This is a genomic window from Mucilaginibacter flavus, from assembly GCF_030409315.1.
Lineage (GTDB): Bacteria > Bacteroidota > Bacteroidia > Sphingobacteriales > Sphingobacteriaceae > Mucilaginibacter > Mucilaginibacter flavus.
Genome location: NZ_JAUFPS010000012.1, coordinates 135,639 through 155,219 on the forward strand (window position 1 = coordinate 135,639; position 19,581 = coordinate 155,219).

18 protein-coding genes are annotated in these 19,581 nt (G+C 41.3%); 8 read left to right on the forward strand and 10 right to left on the reverse strand.

What is annotated here, in order from left to right; genetic code table 11:
* Positions 1 to 23: 23 nt before the first annotated feature.
* Positions 24 to 503, reverse strand: coding sequence for a 2-amino-4-hydroxy-6-hydroxymethyldihydropteridine diphosphokinase (gene folK / locus QWZ17_RS03255; protein ID WP_290303482.1), 480 nt, complete (start codon positions 501 to 503; stop codon positions 24 to 26).
* Positions 504 to 590: 87 nt separating this feature from the next.
* On the opposite strand from folK, the gene sppA reads away from it, so the two are divergent.
* Entirely contained in the window at positions 591 to 2,360 is a 1,770-nt protein-coding gene (gene sppA / locus QWZ17_RS03260) for a signal peptide peptidase SppA (protein WP_290303483.1), read from the forward strand.
* A 281-nt stretch (positions 2,361 to 2,641) separates the two neighbouring features.
* Here the strand turns inward: sppA and QWZ17_RS03265 are convergent, their stop codons facing one another.
* A complete protein-coding gene (locus QWZ17_RS03265; protein WP_290303484.1) occupies positions 2,642 to 3,133 on the reverse strand; it encodes an Lrp/AsnC family transcriptional regulator in 492 nt (163 codons plus the stop codon).
* Between the two features lie 124 nt (positions 3,134 to 3,257).
* Here QWZ17_RS03265 and QWZ17_RS03270 point away from each other — a divergent pair, with 124 nt between their 5' ends.
* Positions 3,258 to 4,712, forward strand: a complete 1,455-nt coding sequence (locus tag QWZ17_RS03270) for an MFS transporter (RefSeq protein ID WP_290303485.1) — start codon at positions 3,258 to 3,260, stop codon at positions 4,710 to 4,712.
* Here the strand turns inward: QWZ17_RS03270 and QWZ17_RS03275 are convergent.
* From QWZ17_RS03275 to QWZ17_RS03305, 7 genes are all read right to left on the reverse strand, one after another.
* Positions 4,663 to 5,139 (reverse strand): SixA phosphatase family protein, encoded by a 477-nt coding sequence (locus tag QWZ17_RS03275; protein WP_290303486.1) that lies wholly within the window; start codon positions 5,137 to 5,139, stop codon positions 4,663 to 4,665. The two genes, QWZ17_RS03270 and QWZ17_RS03275, sit on opposite strands and share 50 nt — an antisense overlap.
* Before the next feature lie 213 nt (positions 5,140 to 5,352).
* Complete coding sequence (locus QWZ17_RS03280) at positions 5,353 to 6,039, reverse strand: porin family protein (RefSeq protein ID WP_290303488.1); 687 nt, start codon at positions 6,037 to 6,039, stop codon at positions 5,353 to 5,355.
* A 43-nt stretch (positions 6,040 to 6,082) separates the two neighbouring features.
* Positions 6,083 to 7,048: a glycosyltransferase family 9 protein gene (locus QWZ17_RS03285; RefSeq protein WP_290303489.1), complete on the reverse strand. Its 966-nt coding sequence runs from the start codon at positions 7,046 to 7,048 to the stop codon at positions 6,083 to 6,085.
* Positions 7,049 to 7,060: 12 nt separating this feature from the next.
* On the reverse strand, positions 7,061 to 7,564 hold the full coding sequence (gene rfaE2 / locus QWZ17_RS03290; RefSeq protein WP_290303491.1) for a D-glycero-beta-D-manno-heptose 1-phosphate adenylyltransferase: 504 nt from the start codon (positions 7,562 to 7,564) through the stop codon (positions 7,061 to 7,063).
* A gap of 10 nt (positions 7,565 to 7,574) precedes the next feature.
* Positions 7,575 to 8,132 carry a D-sedoheptulose 7-phosphate isomerase gene (gene gmhA, locus QWZ17_RS03295; RefSeq protein WP_290303493.1) on the reverse strand — a complete coding sequence of 186 codons (558 nt, stop codon included), beginning with the start codon at positions 8,130 to 8,132 and terminating at the stop codon, positions 7,575 to 7,577.
* A 90-nt stretch (positions 8,133 to 8,222) separates the two neighbouring features.
* Complete coding sequence (gene rfaE1 / locus QWZ17_RS03300; protein ID WP_290303495.1) at positions 8,223 to 9,209, reverse strand: D-glycero-beta-D-manno-heptose-7-phosphate kinase; 987 nt, start codon at positions 9,207 to 9,209, stop codon at positions 8,223 to 8,225.
* A gap of 121 nt (positions 9,210 to 9,330) precedes the next feature.
* A complete protein-coding gene (locus QWZ17_RS03305; protein ID WP_290303496.1) occupies positions 9,331 to 11,010 on the reverse strand; it encodes a DNA polymerase/3'-5' exonuclease PolX in 1,680 nt (559 codons plus the stop codon).
* 110 nt (positions 11,011 to 11,120) lie between these two features.
* Here QWZ17_RS03305 and QWZ17_RS03310 point away from each other — a divergent pair, with 110 nt between their 5' ends.
* Entirely contained in the window at positions 11,121 to 11,519 is a 399-nt protein-coding gene (locus QWZ17_RS03310; protein ID WP_290303497.1) for a hypothetical protein, read from the forward strand.
* A gap of 256 nt (positions 11,520 to 11,775) precedes the next feature.
* On the forward strand, positions 11,776 to 12,525 hold the full coding sequence (locus QWZ17_RS03315; RefSeq protein ID WP_290303498.1) for an ankyrin repeat domain-containing protein: 750 nt from the start codon (positions 11,776 to 11,778) through the stop codon (positions 12,523 to 12,525).
* Positions 12,526 to 12,767: 242 nt separating this feature from the next.
* Here QWZ17_RS03315 and dprA read toward each other — a convergent pair whose 3' ends face one another.
* The gene (gene dprA / locus QWZ17_RS03320; RefSeq protein WP_290303500.1) at positions 12,768 to 13,865 is read right to left on the reverse strand and encodes a DNA-processing protein DprA; all 1,098 of its coding nucleotides are present in this window, start codon (positions 13,863 to 13,865) and stop codon (positions 12,768 to 12,770) included.
* Positions 13,866 to 14,276: 411 nt separating this feature from the next.
* Here dprA and QWZ17_RS03325 point away from each other — a divergent pair, with 411 nt between their 5' ends.
* The 4 genes from QWZ17_RS03325 to QWZ17_RS03340 are packed head-to-tail and all read left to right on the forward strand — an operon-like array spanning position 14,277 to position 19,544.
* Positions 14,277 to 14,657 (forward strand): BlaI/MecI/CopY family transcriptional regulator, encoded by a 381-nt coding sequence (locus QWZ17_RS03325; protein WP_290303501.1) that lies wholly within the window; start codon positions 14,277 to 14,279, stop codon positions 14,655 to 14,657.
* A complete protein-coding gene (locus QWZ17_RS03330) occupies positions 14,654 to 16,537 on the forward strand; it encodes a M56 family metallopeptidase (RefSeq protein WP_290303502.1) in 1,884 nt (627 codons plus the stop codon). Before QWZ17_RS03325 ends, QWZ17_RS03330 begins: the two co-directional genes overlap by 4 nt.
* Positions 16,538 to 16,560: 23 nt before the next feature.
* Positions 16,561 to 17,865, forward strand: coding sequence for a M56 family metallopeptidase (locus QWZ17_RS03335; protein WP_290303504.1), 1,305 nt, complete (start codon positions 16,561 to 16,563; stop codon positions 17,863 to 17,865).
* Positions 17,866 to 17,882: 17 nt separating this feature from the next.
* Positions 17,883 to 19,544 carry a M56 family metallopeptidase gene (locus tag QWZ17_RS03340; RefSeq protein ID WP_290303505.1) on the forward strand — a complete coding sequence of 554 codons (1,662 nt, stop codon included), beginning with the start codon at positions 17,883 to 17,885 and terminating at the stop codon, positions 19,542 to 19,544.
* The last annotated feature ends 37 nt before the right edge of the window (positions 19,545 to 19,581 follow it).

The window sequence follows — 19,581 nt, forward strand, 5'->3', positions numbered from 1 at the left end:
TAGAAATTTATAATTATTCAAAATTATACTTTTTTTACGACCAACTCGTCAATAAGTTCGGTTTTTAACAGTAAAATATTTTTTTTTATTAACGGATGTACAAAATCAGGTGCTAACTCAACCAAAGGCTCTAAAGTAAACCTCCTTTTATGCATTTCGGGATGCGGAACCTTTAAATCCGGCTCATCGATAATATCGTCCCCATAAAACAAAATATCGATATCAATAGTGCGCGATCCCCACTTTTCCTCGCGCCTGCGGCCTAACAATAATTCAATTGCCAGTATTTTTTGAAGTATAGTTTGCGCCGGTAAGTCGGTTTGCAACAATACTACCTGGTTCAAATAATCGGGTGCATCCTTTTTGCCCCATGATTGTGTTTCGTAAATGGCAGATACCTGTAAAACCGGGGCTATATCAGTTTCGATATGCGCAATTGCCTGTTGCATAAACGCGTGCCTGTCGCCAAGGTTACTCCCTAAAAGTAAAAAAACATTAATCATGTTGTAACAAATATTATAGAAGCGGCTCTTAACATTATACGGTGCTGAATCACTAAGTTTGCATAGATAAAAAGATTTATAATATTAATGAAACAATTCTTCAAATTCGTTCTGGCCTCCATGTTAGGTGTATTATTAATTGGGGTGATCCTTGTTGTTGTGGTTGTTGGCATTGTGGTTTCGGCAAGTAGCGATAAAACCGTTGATGTTGAAGCCAACTCCGTACTGCACATGGCTTTCACTAATCCCATTACCGAACGTACACCCAATAACCCGCTTGCCGGACTGAGCTTTTTAGGGTTAAACAGCGATAAATCAACCGGACTTAACGATATTTTGGCCAACATTAAAAAAGCTAAAACCGACTCCAACATCAAAGGTATTTTCCTTGACGAAAGCTACATGACATCGGGCCAGGCTACTACCGAAGAAATTCGTAACGCGCTCATCGATTTTAAAAAATCGGGCAAGTTTGTAATAGCTTATTCTGAAGTTTATACCCAGGGCTTTTATTACCTGGCATCCGTTGCCGATAAAGTGTATATGAACCCTAAAGGCATTTTTGAATTTACGGGCTTTAGCCAGCAGGTTACTTTCCTGAAGGGCGCGCTTGATAAATTGGGCGTTGAAGTTCAGGTTATAAAAGTAGGCACCTACAAAAGCGCTGTTGAGCCTTTTTTCCTTACCAAAATGAGCGATCCTAACCGCTTGCAGGTTACCTCCTACTTAGGGTCGTTATATGATCAATTTTTAACCGGCATCAGCAAAAGCCGCGGTATTAATAAAGATTCGTTATTTAATTATGCCAATAGCGGCCGCGTTCAATTTCCGGAGGACGCTGTGAAGTTAAAACTGATTGACGGCTTGAAATATAAAGATGAAATTCTTGACGAATTGAAACAACGTACAGGCATCGGCAAAACTGCCAACGTGGTTAGTGTTGATTTGGACGACTACACCAAAAACAAAGCCGATAATACCGATGATGATGCTTCATCAAAAAAACAGATAGCTATTGTATACGCTAATGGCGAGATTTCTGGCGGTGAAGGCGATGATAACAGTATAGGATCTGAAAGAATTTCAAAAGCTATCCGCAAGGTACGTTTAGATAATAAAGTAAAAGCGGTTGTGTTACGTGTAAACTCACCAGGTGGCAGTTCATTAGCATCAGACGTGATTTGGCGCGAGGTAGCTTTAACTAAAAAAGTAAAGCCTATCATCGTATCCATGGGCGATTACGCGGCGTCTGGCGGTTACTATATCAGCTGCGCGGCCGATTCGATTTTTGCTGAGCCAAATACCATTACCGGTTCAATAGGTATTTTTGCCATACTGCCCAACATGCAAAAATTGTTTAATGATAAGTTAGGCGTAACGTTTGATGGTGTAAAAACAGGTAAATATGCAGATTTGGGCAATGTAAGTCGCCCATTAAGCCCCGAAGAGCGGGCCATTTTGCAAAACAATGTAAATCATGGATATGACGAGTTTACCAAAGCGGTAGCAGCCGGGCGTGGTAAAACCCAGGAATATATCAACAGCATTGGCCAGGGTCGCGTATGGACAGGTAGCCAGGCCATAAAAATTGGATTGGTTGACCGTTTAGGGAATATCAATGACGCTATTGCCTGTGCTGCAAAAAAAGCCAAGGTAAAAAATTATAATATAGTAGCCTATCCCGAGCAGAAAAGCTTCTTAAAACAGCTGGATGGTGATGTAACCAACCAAATGAAGGTTAAAATGATGCGGTCGGAGCTGGGTGATAACTACCGCGTTTACGAACAACTAAAAGGCTTAACCCAAATGATGCGCACCCCGCAGGCACGTTTGCCTTATGACATTGTGATTAAGTAAGTTTTGTTTATATTTAGTAAAGAAGAGCTGCCTTTTTAGGGTAGCTTTTTTTGTTTGCTACCTAAAAAAACTCCCGCGAGGTTAGCGTAGCGTAACTCGTGGGTAAACCTGGGGTAAGCTTTTAGCTTACGTAAATTAACATTTCATATTAAAAATACGGCAGCTATTATGACATAAACTTTCAGCTTATGTTATTGTAGGGCAGCTGAAAGCTGCAACCATGGTACCCACGAGCTGAAAGCTCGCGGAAGAGTTAGATAAAAGCTCGCAGGAGATTAGCATTATATTAACACATGCGTTTGCTTAATGACATCCATTACAAAAATGCTTTTGGTTTGGCCTATGTTGGGGACTTCGCTTAACTGGTTAACAAAGAATTTGTGAAAACTTTCCATTGAGGTAGAAATTATCTTAAGCATAAAATCAAAATCGCCGGAGATATTATAGCATTCAATTACTTCCTTAAAATCAACCACGACACTTAAAAACTGACCGGCTGCTTTTTTATTATGCTCTTTGAGCGATACATGGCAAATAACCATGATACCCTTGTTTACCTTTCTATTATCCAACAAAGCTCCGTATTGCAATATTACGCCCTGTTGTTCCATCCGTTTAATGCGCTCGTGGGTGGGTGTAGAACTGAGGTGCACTTTGGCGGCAATTTCCCTTACTGTTAGCTTAGCGTTGGTTTGCAATAGGGCCAGTATTTCAAAATCCTTTTTATCTAATCCTGTAAATTGCACTTCCTGTTGTTCTGTTAACAGCTCCATAAATCAATCTATATTACGTTTCGTTCTTTTAAATATAACCTATATTACAATCTGTTCCAAAATAAAAATATAAATAATACAAAATTACATATTAGGTAACTTTGCAAGAACAATGTAAAAAGTTATGTCAAAAAAGAACATCATTTTAATTATCGCATCGATGGGGATTTTTGTGGAGGCTTTGGATATCGCCATCATCAACCTGGCTGTTCCATCGATACAAAAAACGTTTTCACTCACAGGCGATAAAGTACAATGGTTGCAAACCCTATACGTGCTGTTTTATGGTGGCTTTTTGATTATAGGCGGTAAACTATCTGACGTTTTCGGTCGCAAAAAGATTTTCCTGGCGGGGTGTTCCTTATTCCTGATCACGTCATTGGGTGCCGGTCTTGCCGGCTCATTTGAAATATTACTTTTATTTAGGGCTATACAGGGGCTGGCCGCTGCTTTTGTAATGCCATCGGCCTTTGCCATTGTCAATTACTACTTTACGGAAACCCATGAACGCGGCAAAGCCATTGGTATCTTCAGTTCCTTCGCGGCAATCGGCTCGGGTGGTGGTCTTTCCATTGGTGGACTCATCTCCAGTTATTGGGGCTGGCAATGGGTGTTTTTTATCAACGTGCCGGTGCTTGTAGTAGTAATTGTGCTGGCAGCAATTTTATTAGAGAAAGAAAATAAACTTCAAACTCAAAAACCGGATATTCTTTCGGGCTTATTATTAGTTGCCGGCCTGGTGATACTGTCATTCATTATCCATTTACTGCCCAACCTGGCACAAAACAAGCTGATATTGCCTGGCTTAGCCGCAATAATGGTGGTTTGCATATTCATAGTCCGATACCGGATATACCATAGAAAAGAACCGTTAATAGAGCCAACATTATTCGGCATTCGTTCTTTATCCGCAGGTAATGGCGCATTTATAGCTTTAGGGGCTTTTTTTACCAGCTATTTGTTTTTAATTTCTATTATACTGCAACAAGATATGCACTTCAGCGCCGCGAAATCGGGATTGTTATTGGTACCCTATAGTCTGCTTTCCGCATTGGTAGCACGGTTTATGTTACCGGGAATTCTGGCAAAACTCAAAGTAGTTGGCTGTGCTTTATTGGGCATGTTTTGTATGCTGGCCGGCGGACTTACCCTGTTTGCAGCCGTAGAATATGATAATCTTACCTTATTGCTTTGTGCTGCCGCCTTCATTTCGGGGCTGGGAATGACCATTTGTTTTACCAGTTTTTCGGTATTGGCCATACAACAGGTACCCGCTGCACACGTTGGGATAGGCTCAAGCATGACTACTACCGCCTACTTTTTTGGTGGTGGCATGGGAATTTCTTTGATAAGTATATTTATGAATCATGATGGTTTTACCCACGAAGTTGGCAAATTACCAATAGCTATTTTATGCTTATACGCTACCGCGGGAATTGTGTGGCTATTAAGATATGGTAGAAATCAATCACGGGATATCAGCATCATGAAGGAGATACCTTATCCCAATGCAGATAGCTTAACCTCTCCTACCCCTTTGGCGAATCAAAAAAAGCCAGGTGACCGTCTTCTTCTGTAATTGATTGCCAATCATCATTATCAAAAGTAATGAGGGCTACAGCACAAGTAGGCATATCACGAATCTGGCCGGTTAAATAGTACAAAATTTGACTAATGCCGGGATTATGCCCAACTACAGCAATAAAATCATATGCCGCGGGCAATTCGTTGATCACCTTTACCCAGGTTATCTCGCTGGCTTCGTAAATGCGTTTATCGGTACCAGGCGTTGCCAGCTCCAGCTGTTGAGCAAAAATATTGGCTGTGGCTTGCGTACGTAATGCCGGGCTGGTTATAATAACCTGCGGAATAATGGATTGCCCCTTTATAACCTCCGCCATCATTTTAGCATCTTCTTTACCCGAATCTTTTAACGGACGGTCAAAATCGGCATAATCACTTTCGTGGGTTGCTTTGGCATGGCGAATGAGCAGTAGCTTTTTCATAGGTTCATGAATACTTAAAAGTGTATTTTAAACTAAGACCAACGGGAAGTTTTTGTTTCCCCCCCAAATCACATCTATTTATTATCGTGTAGAGACGCAATATTTTGCGTCTTTAACGTGCAAATCGGCGACGCAAATTATGAAACAAATTCCCTCTGTACAGCAGGAGACGCAAAATATTGCGTCTCTACATGAAACAATTTAAACAGCATTTTAATAAACAAAACCTACAGATATCCCAAAAGTGCGGGTTTTAAAATTCCGGCCATCGGCATCGGGCAATATATTTGATAAGCCCAGATCATAATTAAGGTTTAAAAGCAGCCCACCTTTTAACGTGATACCGGCAATGGCACTTCCGCCTAAATCGTAGGGTTTAATATCTTCAGTATCGCCAAACTTTATCTTATCATCCGATGAAAAGTAGGTATGCGTACCATTAGCATTATTATCGGCAGATTGTTTATGCTTACCATACACGCCCAAACCAACATACGGACCAGCGCCGAGATAAAACTCGCCAACCGCAAAAGGAACATGATATAGCACATTTACCGGTACCTGTACATAGTACAGGTTATACTTATTATCTACCGCACTAACAGAGCCATTAGGAAGCTGCCCGGTAACACCATTAAATGTTCCGCCTTTGCCTGTAAAATTAACACCCGGCTGCAGTGATAAATGCCCCATTTTTACATCCATAAAAACACCAATGTTAAATGATTTTATCGACCCGGAATTGGCAATATTATTAGTCCCGGCCACGGTTTGGTTTTCTGTTCCGGAGCCACTAATTGTTGCAAAATTAACACCTCCTTTTACGCCGATACTGGGTAATTGCGCAAAAACAACTGTAGACGAAGCTATTAATAACAGGGAAAGTAATAGTTTTTTCATGAGTTTAGGATATTGGGGACCCAAATGTATAAAATATGGAACATTACTTATTCACAAACTCAACAATACCATCAAGCGGCATATCATTCATACATTTAAAATGACCGAGCGGGCATTTTTCTAACCCAAATTTAGAACACGGGCGGCAGTCCAGATCAATACCTGCAACCAACACGTCTTTAACCATATACGGCTGTACGCCTAATAATTCGGGCACGGTACCGCCCCATACAGATACAATTGGCCTGTTAAAAGCTTCGGCAATATGGGTAAGGCCGGTGTCGAAACCAATAATACTTTGCGCTTTAGATACCAGGAAAACTGATTCATCGAGCGATGTTACTCCGCAGGCATTATAAATTACATCGCCAAGCGCAGCAACTATCTCATCGCCATTGGCTTTAACATCATTACCTCCCAACAGCACCACCGGCGTTTTAACTTCGCGACACAAACTAATGATGCGTTCATTAGGCATTCGTTTGGTAAAATGCGTTGCGCCTATTATAAAGGCAACATATGTTTTTTGGTGCGATGGAGGTAGTAATTTACTAAGCTGATGCTCTGCTTTAACATAATAATCAATAGGTTGGCCATCGTTAACAACACCCAACGATTTGGTTGCCTCCAGGTACCTGTCAACCAGGTGTGTTGGGGCTATCAGCTTCAATTTAAATTTTAAGCTTAGCCATTTTTTGATAGGCTGCTTTTTATAAGTACCCGATGGGATGCCGGTGCGCAATTTAATGATGGCGGTACGCAGGTTATTGTGCAAATCAACAATGTGATCGTAACCTTCCGCTTTTATTTCATCAATGGTTTCTTTTAGAGTAGGTTTTAGCAGCAGTAGCTTATCCACATAAGGGTTATTATCGTAGATATATTTAAAGGCTGGTTTGGTTAAAAAGTGAACTTCGGCATTGGGCACCTGTTTTTTTAGGCACCTTACAACAGGCGTGGTATAAATAATATCGCCCATCGAGCTAAAGCGGATCACCAGTATCTTCATATTGCTGCCCTATCAGGTAGTTTGACTCCTGATTTTGTTAATGATTGAGGTAGATGAATACCCTTCCACAAAATTAATTGTTTTTACCTTGCCGCCATTGGCTATCACTTCTTTAGCTCCAACTATGTTATCTACCGAGTAATCGGCGCCTTTTACCAGGTAATCGGGCAATAAATTACTGATCAGGTTAAGTGGGGTATCTTCTTCAAAAACAACAATAGCATCTACAAAAAACATGGCTGCCAATATCGCAGCACGACTACTTTGATCATTAACCGGCCGGTCATCACCTTTAATCCTTTTAACCGAACTATCGGCGTTAAGGCCGATGATCAGTTTATCGCCAAGCTCGGCGGCCTTAGCCAGGTAAGTGATGTGGCCGATATGTAAAAGATCAAACACCCCATTGGTAAAAACTACTTTTTTGCCTTCGGTTTGCCATTCCTGTACTTTGGCTTTAAGCGAAGGCAAATCGCATATCTTACCGGTGAGCGTTGCTTCAAGATTAATTCTCATCACTGTTCAATTATTCAAACATATTATCAACTGCCTGGCACATAATATGTCCTATCAATATATGCATTTCCTGGATACGCGCGGTAGCGTTTGATGGTATAATAATATTTAAATCGCAAATACCGTTCATTTTGCCGCCATCCCTGCCCGAAAGCCCTAATGTTTTACAACCAAGCCGGGTAGCAGTTTCAAAAGCATTTAAAATACTTTGGCTATTGCCACTTGTAGAAATGCCTATAAACAAGTCGCCCGGTTTGGCAAAAGCCTCCACCTGGCGTGCAAAAACCCTATCAAAATGGTAATCATTAGCAATAGCGGTAAGTGCCGAAGTATCAACCGTTAAGGCGATACCCGGGAAAGCCTTTCGCTCTTTTACATACCTGCCGGTTAGTTCGGCCGCCAGGTGTTGTGCATCGGCAGCACTGCCACCGTTGCCTGCAAACAATACTTTGTTGCCCTTTTTTAATGTATCAATCATCATTTCACAAGCCTTTTCAATATCGCCGGTAAGCGTATCAATAACCAGTTGTATCGTGTTTTGATGATCCTGTAGTTCCTTTAAAACCATTATTTAGTTGTAAGTATTATATTTTCAGTTTCCGTATACAGCATTCAGTCCCTTGTCCAAAAATCCCATAGTCCCAAAAGTCCAAAAGCGTTAGCTTTTCTCCATATCGGCTATGATCTCATCAATTGTAGCCGATGCGCTGCCCACTTGCCTTATTACTATTGCAGCAGCGTGGTTGGCAATCTCACAGGCTTCTTCAATATTTAAACCTGCGGCCATAAAATAAACCATAGCTGCTAATACCGTATCGCCGGCACCGGTAACATCAAATACCTCAGTGGCTTTTACCGGCAATAACTTGTAAGCCAATTCATCGATGATCAACATCCCTTCTTCGGATAGCGTGATGACCAGGTAATCGGTATTAGTTTGTTCAAATATAACCTTGGCCGCTTGTTGCAAACTTTCAATTGAATTGGCTTTTTCTACCTTGGCAGCCTCTATCAATTCTTTACGATTTGGCTTAATAATAAATGCGCCTTTATACTTTTCATAGTTTAACCCTTTAGGGTCAATAACTACCTTTTTGCCATATTTATTGGCTTGCTTGATAACACGCTGCGTTAATGATGGCGAAAACAATCCTTTATTATAATCAGACAGAACCACCATATCGGCCTGCTCAATTTGAGCTTCCAGTTTACCAAGCAATTCATCCTCTATAGCAACAGAAACCTCGTCCGTTACCTCCCTATCAACCCTTACCAACTGATGGCTGCCCGCCAAAACACGGGTTTTAACCGTAGTAGGCCTGCTATCATCTTTTATTATAGTATCAACAGCAACACCTTCGCCACTCAAAATATCAATAACCTGGGTTGCCGCCGCATCATCACCAATAACACCGGCCACTGTTACGCCAGCCCCCAAAGCTACCAGGTTTTGCACCACGTTACCCGCGCCGCCAAGGGTATAGGTTTCCTTTTTAACATTAACAATAGGCACCGGCGCCTCTGGCGAAAGCCGCGTAGCGCCACCTATAATATAATGGTCAAGCATTAAATCGCCAATAACCAAAATAGATGGTTTGGTAGCTGCTGCCTGTATAGTATGTATCTTATCTCTTAGTATGTTCATTAGTTCACTTGCTTCGCAGTCATTGGTCATTTCGCTGCGTTGTCATTAGTCTTAGAGTCATTTGTCCAAAAGTCCCATAGTCCCAAAAGTCTCATAGTCCAAAAGTCCCAAAGTCGCCGGCCTACCGGCCTACCCGTTTTTTCTCAAATACTTTGGTAATTTCTGCTAAGGATAACGCGTTTAAGCACATTTCTTTATATACGCCGCCTTTGCGGGCGGCTAAAATACCGTAATGCATATCTAAATGTCCCTCTACCCTGTGCGCATCGGGATTTATGGATAGCATAACTCCCTTATCTAATGCATATTGGTGCCAGCGCCAATCAAGATCAAGCCTTAGTGGATTGGCATTTATCTCAATCACCACGTTGTTGGCAGCACAGGCATCAATAACCTTTTTATAATCAATAGGGTAACCTTTGCGGCTTAGCAATAACCTGCCTGTTGGATGGCCTAAAATAGTAGTATATGGATTTTCAATAGCGGTTATCAGCCTCGAAGTTGCTTTAGCCTCATCCATTTTAAGAATGGAGTGTACCGATGCTACTATAAAATCAAACTTAGCCAGGATTTCATCCGGATAATCCAGACTGCCGTCGTATAATATGTCCGATTCTATACCTTTAAATATATGGAAGTCGTTTAGCTTTTTATTCAGGCTGTCAATTTCTTCGTGCTGCTGCAATACGCGTTCAATAGTAAGTCCTTTGGCATAAAAAGCGCTCTTGCTATGGTCGCACATGCCCAGGTACTCCAGTTTCAGGGTATCCTTACAGTACAGCGCCATTTCTTCCAGCGTATTCACGCCGTCGCTCCAGGTACTGTGGTTGTGTAGGCTGCCCTTCAAATCGTGCCAGTTAATGAGCGTTGGCAATTCATTTCTTTCGGCCTTTTCAATAAATGTGGTTCCCTCGCGTAGTTCGGGCTGCATCCAGGCCAAACCAGCTTTGGTGTATATCATTTCCTCCGTTTCGGGCTGCTCTATATTTTCGGTAATTCGGGCAAGCACGGCCTGCACATGATCGTCGGTACCGGTGTTCATGAATAACTCTTTATAATAGTTATCCTTGCTTACACATATAATATCTACCAGTAACCCATTACTCAACTCGCCCGAAATGTGATTTTCTTTCTGGGCAACGTTTTGTAAAATTTTTGAAGTAAGAAAGGTATCGTAAGCAATTTGCCTATCGATACTACCAATCACAATCACAATTTCGGTGATAATATCGTTCAGTCGCCTAAACTCGCCCGCGAAATGTTTTAACGCGCCGGGAAATACCGCCTTGATCTCATCCATCAACTCATTGGCTTCCTTCTCTACCTGGGCAAACAGGAATTTACCATTGCTGGCCATTCTAAATTCAATGGCCTTCCTAATCTCCTCCTGGGTTTTCAAGCCGAAACCTTTAGCCTCAATCAGCCTGTTTTCGTTGCAGGCATAGTAGAGTTCGCCTATATTTTCGATAGCCAGTTCTTTCCAGATAATGGCTACTTTTTTAGGACCAATACCCTTAATACCCATCATCTCTACAACACCCTCGGGAGTTTGGGCCAATAGCTCCTCCATTTCGGCCATGGTGCCGGTTTCAAAAAGTTCGATGATTTTACCGGCAATACTTTTGCCAATGCCATCAACTTTCTCTAACTGCTCCAGAGTTTTGCCGGCAATAGGGAAAGACAGTTTATCAACCTTAAAAGCGGCGTTAGCTATTGATTTAATTTTAAAAGGGTTAACCTCATGCAATTCCATGAGTTGCGATAGTAAGCGAAGCTTGCGGGCTATGGGTTTATTTTCCATAATAAAATTGAGCGGTAAAAATACAAAAAGGCTTTGTAATGACAGCCCGGGTACAGTGTTTGTTTTGGGATAAGGGGATATTTTTAAATGTTTCGATGTATATTTATATAATGAAACACTACCTTCCATTGTTTTTCTTTTTGATGTTATTTGCCACTAAAAGCATGGCGCAACAAACGCAGGCCGACCAATTATTGTTGCGAATGAACCCAGAAGAGCCTGCTCTGACATCAAAAGAAATAATAAATCACATTGGCGATGATGTTTATATAAAGGATACCATTGCAGGCTACAAGATTATCAACAAATCACTCAAGCTGCTATATATAGGTGATCGCTATCCCAATCACGTTATGATAGTTATACTAAAAGGTGAAAAAGTTAACCGTGAATTGAGTCTATGGAAAGAAGGAATTGGTCATTTTTCGGGGAAGGCAGTTATGTACAATGGCAAACCTGCTATAATCATCACTAACTCAGTTCAAGTGGCAACAAGAATACAAATATAACTGATCTTTTTTGCCGTTGCCTGCGGCCCAGGCTATCCGCTCATACTGCGCAGGCCTTAGTCACGGGCCGGTATCCGCTTCTATCCTTAACGGGGGTTATCTGAATCACGATTTTTCACACATATTAATTGTTTCTTATAGGAGTTCAAGAAGGCTCCGCCGTTTATAGGATTTTAGAATTAACAGAATGGGAATTTGATATCATCACTTTATACCTAACTTTATATAAAAGCGACACTATTATATAACGTATACCATGCCCGATTACAATCAAATACTTTACGCTATTGAAGTCCACTCGGCAGAGGGCATCAGCCAGTATTTTAATGATGGCGGAAGCCCAAATGAAGTTCATGACGGGGTGCCATTGTTTACTACCTTGATAGAAATGTATTACCGCAGCCCTCAATTTAAAGATTGTGTAAGGGCTTTTATTGATGCCGGTTTGGAGTTTGAAGACCAGGGTTTGCTGGCCATATTGGCACATGATGCAGATAGATTAGCTACAGTTATTGCCAGTGATACCAGCGTTATTTCAAAAACTTATACCTTATATAATAACACCTATACCTCACTAACCGGTGGTGCGCTGCTGCACTTTTGTGCCGAATACAATGGCCTTGCATGTGCCAAACTACTTTTACAACATGATGCTGATATAAATGCCGAAGCTGCTTATGATGAATATGGCTTTGGCGGTCATACGCCCATATTCCATACTGTTAACCAAAACAGCAATTCATCTATAGATATGTTGAATTTCCTGTTACTGAACGGTGCCGATCTTCAGTATACTGTCAAAGGGCTAATTTGGGGTAAAGGGTATGAATGGGAAACATTTATCCCTGCCGTTAACCCTATCAGCTATGCCATGATGGGCTTATTGCCGCAGTTTCATCGCAGGGAAAAAACCACCGCGGAAGTAGTAAGCTTGCTGATAAAATACGCTTACTGTATTGATTACATCCCTCAAAATGTACCCAATGCCTATTTAAAAAGAGGCTAATTTAGCCTATCGTGAAATTACCATTAGTCATAGGTAAATTATACCCCTTTCAATATACTTACAGTACATGTGTTATAACATAAATATCCTGATTCAGAACAGAGTGTTGCGTGGTGAGTGAAACTTAATTAAACTTATTTTAAAAACTTCACAAGTTTTTGTCGCTTATAGCAAATAACCAAAAAGCGCAAATCAGTCTTCCTGTCTTACTACTTGATACTAACTACTTACTACTAAAAAAATTATCCTATCCTATACGTTTTCCCGGGTAACGACCGTATGTACCCTTGCATTTCCATATTAAGGAGGTTCATGGCCAGGGCACTCATAGGCATATTGGCTTTTATGGTAAGTTCATCAATGGCTAACGGAGCCTTGTGTTGCTGTAAAATATCAAATATCAGGCGCTCATCGTTGGTTAAATCTAATGGCAATGCAAATTGCTCAACAGTTTTTGTACCATCTGGTTTATCCCAGCCGAGACTAAAAGCCAGATCGGCCATACAGGTAAGCAGGCTGGCCTTATTATTACGGATCAGGAAGTTACACCCTTCCGAATATACATCATCCAACCTTCCCGGAAAAGCGAATACATCCCTGTTGTAAGAATTGGCAATTTCCGCAGTAATTAGCGCGCCGCCTTTAATACCGGCTTCTATTACTACGGTGGCATCTGTCATACCGGCAACTATCCTGTTTCGCTGGGGGAAGTTTTCTCTGTCGGGTACTGTGCCCGAAGGGTATTCGGTTAGTAAACCACCGTTTTCCAGCATTTTATCAGCCGTTGCACGGTTTTGGCTGGGATACATCCTATCCAATCCATGACCCAATACCCCTACCGTGGGCACATTAAACTTTAAACATTCTTTGTGCGCGGCCACATCAATACCCAATGCCAGGCCGCTTACTATTAAAACATTGTATTGCTGCAGTTCTTCAATAAGCTGGTGGCAAAGCTGTTTGCCATAATCAGTAGCATTACGTGTGCCTACTATACTGATAACTTTAGGTAAATTCAGTTCCATGTTGCCTTTAGCATAAAGCAATATGGGCGAGTCGCCGCAGTTTTTCAAGCGCTTGGGGTAACGTGCATCGGTATAGTATATAATGTCTATGCCCTGTTTCTCCGCATACAAAATCTCCTTTTCGGCCAGCTTTAAAGCGCTTTCAAAATCCCATTGCGCAACCCTTTTTTCGCCAATACCAGGAATGGTGGTCATTTTGGTAGGCGAAGTTTTGAAAACTTCCTCGGCCCCACCCAAATAAGCCATCAATGATTTGGCCGCCACCGGCCCCAGATTTTTTACGAACGATAAAGCGACGTTATGAAGCAGAGACATAGTAATGGACAGGTTTTATTAGATGTGCAGATTTCAAATGTGCAGATATGCAGATTAAAAGCCCCACATCATGGTGACGAATGTATTAGCTGTGCAGATTTCAAATGTGCAGATATGCAGATTAAAAGCCCGACATTCTTGAGACGAATATAGATAAAATCCTAATATTTTTAGCAAATGATTTTATCTGAACAGGGATTAAGCAGATTATCGGATTAGCAGGATTATTAAATTTAGCCGCATGCTAATCAAAATCTCATAAATCTGCTTAATCCCGGTTCAGACAAAAAATCTGCACATCTGAAATCTGCATATCTGCACATCTATAAATTTTTTTTCAATAAACTACAAAAATAGTTTGCAAACTATAAAAATAGTTCTACCTTTATTGAACTATAAAAATAGTTTGCTATGAACGTTAAAGAACTCACCAAAGCCGAAGAACAGATCATGCAGATTCTGTGGACTTTAAAGGAAGCCATTGTAAAGGATATCATTGAGCAAATGCCCGATCCCAAACCTGCTTATAACACCGTATCAACCGTGGTGCGGGTGTTGGAGGGTAAAGGTTATATCGATCATAAAGCCTATGGTAACTCGCATGTGTACTTCCCCCTTGTAAGCGATGATCAGTACAAAAAGTTCACGTTTGATAAAATGATGAATAACTATTTCAGCAACTCCTACAAAAGCCTGGTATCGTTTATTGTTGACGAAAAAAAAATCAGCGTAAAGGAACTGGACGAGCTTACTTCTTTAATTGATAACCTTAAAAGTAAAAAACAATCATGAACTGGCTGCACTACCTGCTCGAAGCAAACCTATACCTTGCGGTATTTTACGCCGGGTACTGCCTGTTTTTAAATAAGGAAACGCATTATACGCTTAACCGGGTTTACCTTTTACTAAGCTGCGTTGTGTCATTTATATTACCTGTTATACAGATAAGTACACTTAAACCAGCCGAAGTTGCTCAGCAAACCTACATAGCGGTAAGTCCTGTTGCTTCAAAAACAACTGCCCAACCGGTGATAAATTATCAGCCGCAGGTTAGTCGCCTTACATTACAGGATGTGATTTGGTATATTTATATAGCAGGCGTTGTGGTGCTATCTGTATTGTTGATCATTAAAATAGTACGCCTTATTAAAATGGCCACCGGTGCCAAAACTTTGGCTGCCGATGATTATACGCTTGTAGGTATAAAAGACTCCGACGCTGCTTTTTCTTTTTTCAATTACCTTTTTATCGGCACGAAAACTGCCGGCAATGAGCTTATTATCAGGCACGAGTTGGTGCACATCCGGCAAAAGCACTCGGCAGATATCCTTTTTATCGAACTGCTGCGCATCATCAACTGGTTTAACCCTATTATTTATCTGTTACAGGCAAGCGTTAAAACCGTGCATGAATACATTGCTGACGAACAAACCGCGACACTCGATACCGATCCGCTCACCTACTCATCCTTTTTGGTAGATAATGCTTACGGTATCAACGGTTCATCTATAGCGCATTCATTTTACAACTATAACCTATTAAAAAAGAGAATCATTATGTTAAACCAAAAACGTTCGGGCAATTTAGCAAGGCTAAAATACCTGGTGGCTGTACCTATTTGCGGGGGATTGCTTTGCGCATCAACCCTGGCCTTCAGTAAAAATTACGCATTGGTTGACCTCGCACCAAAGCATCACGCACCTATGCAGGCGACATTGCCCGATAGCGGCCAGAAAAGCAAACCGCAAAATGCTCCGCAATTACCACCCCCACCGCCGCCAATGGTTATAAAAGATAGCTATACCGACCTTTTCAACCACTTGGTAACAGCAATCAGCTATCCGCGCCAGGCATCAAATGCAGGCGTAGCAGGTGTTGTTGGCGTTAGTTTTAATGTTAAGGCCGACCATCAGATAGATAATATCAAGGTATCAAAAAGTGCATCCCCTATATTAGATGCCGAGGTATTAAAAGCCGTAAAAGCTTATACCGGCAAAGTTGATGAACCTGCGGGCCCCCATAAAATAGCCGTTTATTTTACCAACAACTATTACAAGTTTATAAAAACCAAGGCCGCAGCAGAACTTAATTCGCCCGGGTACGATTTAAAACTGCAGATGTCTGATGTTGATAAATTTACGCCTATACAATCGCATGATGCCGATAAGAAACCAGCAGAAATACCGGCTTCTGCCCCCATCAAAGACGCTACCAAGCTTCCTCCTCCACCGCCACCAGTTGCACCTGTTCAAGACGTTGTCGCAGCAATACCATCAGATCCGGATCTTTCTGATTTTTATAAATATGTAGGTAAACATGTAAGATACCCTACAATTGACTATAATAATCGTATAGGCGGCAGGGTGATTACAACCGTTGACGTGGTTGATGGTAAAATCACCAACCCTAAAGTTGTAAGAGGAATAGAGCCTGTTATGAACGGAGAAGTTTTACGAGTACTTAATGAATTTGATGGCAAACTCGATTTAAAAAATGGGCATTACTCCATACCGGTAGCGTTTGAATTACTCGACCCTAAAAATAACCAGGTAGCCCATGCTCCCGAAACACCTGCAACAGACACTCAAAAAGCTGCTACAGATAAACCGTCGGAATTTTCAACAACGGTAAGCTTAAATCAAATAGTTGTAGTTGGTTACGTGACCGACTAATATTAATCCGCTAAATAAGCATCATGAATTGGCTGCATTATCTATTAGAGGCAAACATTTACCTGGCTGTATTTTACGCCTGCTACTGCCTGTTTTTAAATAAGGAAACCTATTATACGCTTAACCGGGTTTACCTGTTGCTAAGCTGTATCATATCTTTCATACTGCCCGTTATGCAGGTGGGGGCGTTAAAATATAGGTTACCGCTTGCTTCGCCAATGATAAGCCATGCAATAAACACCGTTACTGGTGTAACAACACCAGTAACGGTAAACCAACCGATTAGTGTTTATGCATTTACCTGGACAGACGCGTTGTGGTTTATTTATATTGTTGGCGTAGCAATATGTAGTTTGCTGCTGATTATTAAACTGTTTAAGGTTATAAGGCTCATTACCTCGACCCAAACACTGATTGATAACAAATACAAATTGATCAGTATTGAGAATACTGATGCCGCGTTTTCGTTTTTTAACTACCTTTTTATCGGCACAAAAACTACTGGTAGCCAAATTATTATCAATCATGAGTTAGTGCATATGCGTCAAAAACACTCTTTTGATGTATTGTTTATGGAGCTATTGAAGATTGTGAACTGGTTTAATCCTGTTATTTATTTAATACAGGTGAGCCTTAAAACCCAGCACGAATACCTTGCAGATGAACAAACCGCGCGGGACACCGACGCCCTCACCTACTCGTCTTTTTTGGTTGATAACGCGTATGGTATTGATAGCTTATCTGTTACACATTCATTTTTCAATTATAACCTGTTAAAAAAGAGAATCATCATGTTAAACAAAAAACCTTCGGGCAATTTAGCAAAACTAAAATACCTGTTAGCTGCGCCCATTTTTATAGCGATGCTTTGCGCATCGACCCTGGCCTTCAGTAAAAGCTACGCCTTTATTGATGTAACTGCAAAATGGCATAAAACAACAAACTACCAATTGACATTTGAGCAATTTGGGCTGTATTTCAATGATAATCTTGGCTACCCGCAAAAAGCTTTAAAAGAAAATACACCAGGGAATGTAAACTGTGTAATAGATATTAAAGATCAACGTATCAGCAACATCAGAGTAACCAACAGCACCGGTCAAATATTTAGTAACCAGGTAATAAACTGCTTAAAGCGATATAATAAAAACATCCCTACCAAACCCGGTTCATATGCACTATACATACAATTTGTTGTGCAGGGGCCAAAAACGTTTTATGCCAATGAGCAACGTATTCAAAAAGAGGCTTATCCTTGCATTACCAACCTTACACAGCTTGGCTATTCAACCACCCTTAAAGCGGGCAAACAAAACCTGGCACTATAACCTATAAACCCGACACCATGAATTGGCTGCATTATCTGTTAGAGGCAAACATTTACCTGGCTGTATTTTACGCCTGCTACTGCCTGTTTTTAAATAAGGAAACCTATTATACACTTAACCGGGCGTACCTCCTGTTAACTTGTATACTATCGTTCATCCTGCCTGTTATACAGATAGGTGTTTTAAAAACAGCAGAAAAGCTTCCTGAACTTACAGCGGTAAGCTATAATGTAACGGCGCAAAATGTGCAGTTGATAAGTAAATTAGCTAAGCAACCGACTGTGATTCATCAAATCACTTTGAATGATGCTTTATGGGCTGTTTATATTGTAGGAATAGCAGTGTTGACTTTACTTTTGGTTATTAAACTGTTCAGGGTTATCAATATGACTACATCGGGCAAAACGTTGATAGACAACAGGTACAAACTGATTGATGTGGAAGATACCGATACTGCGTTCTCGTTTTTCAACTACCTGTTTATCGGCACAAAAACCACCGGTAATGATATTATTATACAGCACGAGTTGGTACACATCCGGCAAAAACACTCTTTCGATATTATTTTTATAGAGATTATTAAAATCATCAACTGGTTTAACCCGGTTATTTATCTGCTGCAAATAAGCCTTAAAACAATACACGAGTACATTGCCGACGAGCAAACCGCCGCGCTTGACCATGATGCCCTGGCCTACTCTGCCTTTTTGGTTGATAATGCTTACGGCCTCAATGGTTCGTCAATTACGCATTCATTTTTCAATTATAACTTGTTAAAAAAGAGGATCATTATGTTAAATCAAAAACGCTCGGGTAAGTTAGCAAGGCTAAAATACCTGGTGGCCATACCCGTTTTCGGGGGGATGCTTTGTGCATCTACACTGGCCTTTAGTAAAAATTACGCGGTTATAGACCTGGCTCCAAAGCACACTGTTGCTTTAAAAACCGTAGCCAGCAAAACACCTAAAACTGCTGCGGATACCCTATCGCGTTCACAAGTAAAATCAAGGGCGGTAACTACCAAAGGTTACAAATATGAGGAAACCGGCTATCTTGTTAATAATAAGGCTGATTTCCGGGTAATCATTACCGATAAAAACGGCGAACAAAAAGAGTACTATAAGAGCAAAGCAAACGGTACTGAGTTGGCTATGCTGCAGGAAAAATACGGCTATACTTTTCCTAAAATGCTCATATTCCCTAAAATGCCGCCTCCGCCACCTGCCCCTCCTGTAGCTGCGGTGCCGCATAAAACCTTGCACAGGTTGCCACCACCGCCACCTGCCCCGCCGGTAGCCTCCGTAGATGTAAAAATGCCGCCACCACCGCCACCTGCAGCACCGGTTAAGTCAAAACTGAAAGGAAAAACCCCTCCTCCGCCGCCGCCTGCTCCACCGGTATCGTCAGCCGATTATAAGACACCGCCGCCGCCTACTCCACCATTGGGTGCTGTTGGCTTACCTTTGCCTCCGCTGCCGCCTTTAAAACTTAAAAAAGATAAAAAATGGGCCCCGGCAGTAGCACCAACACCCGATGTAAAACCAGCTGATACAGAGCCAACTGTAAGCCCAACCGAGCCGGCCGCCACGCCTGACGTTAAACCGGCAGCAGCCTCACCAACAGCGAAAGTGAAAGCTAAAATAAAGGCAGAAATTAATAAACAATTAAATAATGGTTAATAAGATCAGTATTCAAGCCAATTAACCCTCAATTAAC

Bases quoted from the DNA above. Each gene is read 5' to 3' on its own strand.
- folK (WP_290303482.1), bottom strand. From the start codon at position 503: ATGATTAATGTTTTTTTACTTTTAGGGAGTAACCTTGGCGACAGGCAC.
- sppA (WP_290303483.1), top strand. From the start codon at position 591: ATGAAACAATTCTTCAAATTCGTTCTGGCCTCCATGTTAGGTGTATTA.
- QWZ17_RS03265 (WP_290303484.1), bottom strand. From the start codon at position 3,133: ATGGAGCTGTTAACAGAACAACAGGAAGTGCAATTTACAGGATTAGAT.
- QWZ17_RS03270 (WP_290303485.1), top strand. From the start codon at position 3,258: ATGTCAAAAAAGAACATCATTTTAATTATCGCATCGATGGGGATTTTT.
- QWZ17_RS03275 (WP_290303486.1), bottom strand. From the start codon at position 5,139: ATGAAAAAGCTACTGCTCATTCGCCATGCCAAAGCAACCCACGAAAGT.
- QWZ17_RS03280 (WP_290303488.1), bottom strand. From the start codon at position 6,039: ATGAAAAAACTATTACTTTCCCTGTTATTAATAGCTTCGTCTACAGTT.
- QWZ17_RS03285 (WP_290303489.1), bottom strand. From the start codon at position 7,048: ATGAAGATACTGGTGATCCGCTTTAGCTCGATGGGCGATATTATTTAT.
- rfaE2 (WP_290303491.1), bottom strand. From the start codon at position 7,564: ATGAGAATTAATCTTGAAGCAACGCTCACCGGTAAGATATGCGATTTG.
- gmhA (WP_290303493.1), bottom strand. From the start codon at position 8,132: ATGGTTTTAAAGGAACTACAGGATCATCAAAACACGATACAACTGGTT.
- rfaE1 (WP_290303495.1), bottom strand. From the start codon at position 9,209: ATGAACATACTAAGAGATAAGATACATACTATACAGGCAGCAGCTACC.
- QWZ17_RS03305 (WP_290303496.1), bottom strand. From the start codon at position 11,010: ATGGAAAATAAACCCATAGCCCGCAAGCTTCGCTTACTATCGCAACTC.
- QWZ17_RS03310 (WP_290303497.1), top strand. From the start codon at position 11,121: ATGAAACACTACCTTCCATTGTTTTTCTTTTTGATGTTATTTGCCACT.
- QWZ17_RS03315 (WP_290303498.1), top strand. From the start codon at position 11,776: ATGCCCGATTACAATCAAATACTTTACGCTATTGAAGTCCACTCGGCA.
- dprA (WP_290303500.1), bottom strand. From the start codon at position 13,865: ATGTCTCTGCTTCATAACGTCGCTTTATCGTTCGTAAAAAATCTGGGG.
- QWZ17_RS03325 (WP_290303501.1), top strand. From the start codon at position 14,277: ATGAACGTTAAAGAACTCACCAAAGCCGAAGAACAGATCATGCAGATT.
- QWZ17_RS03330 (WP_290303502.1), top strand. From the start codon at position 14,654: ATGAACTGGCTGCACTACCTGCTCGAAGCAAACCTATACCTTGCGGTA.
- QWZ17_RS03335 (WP_290303504.1), top strand. From the start codon at position 16,561: ATGAATTGGCTGCATTATCTATTAGAGGCAAACATTTACCTGGCTGTA.
- QWZ17_RS03340 (WP_290303505.1), top strand. From the start codon at position 17,883: ATGAATTGGCTGCATTATCTGTTAGAGGCAAACATTTACCTGGCTGTA.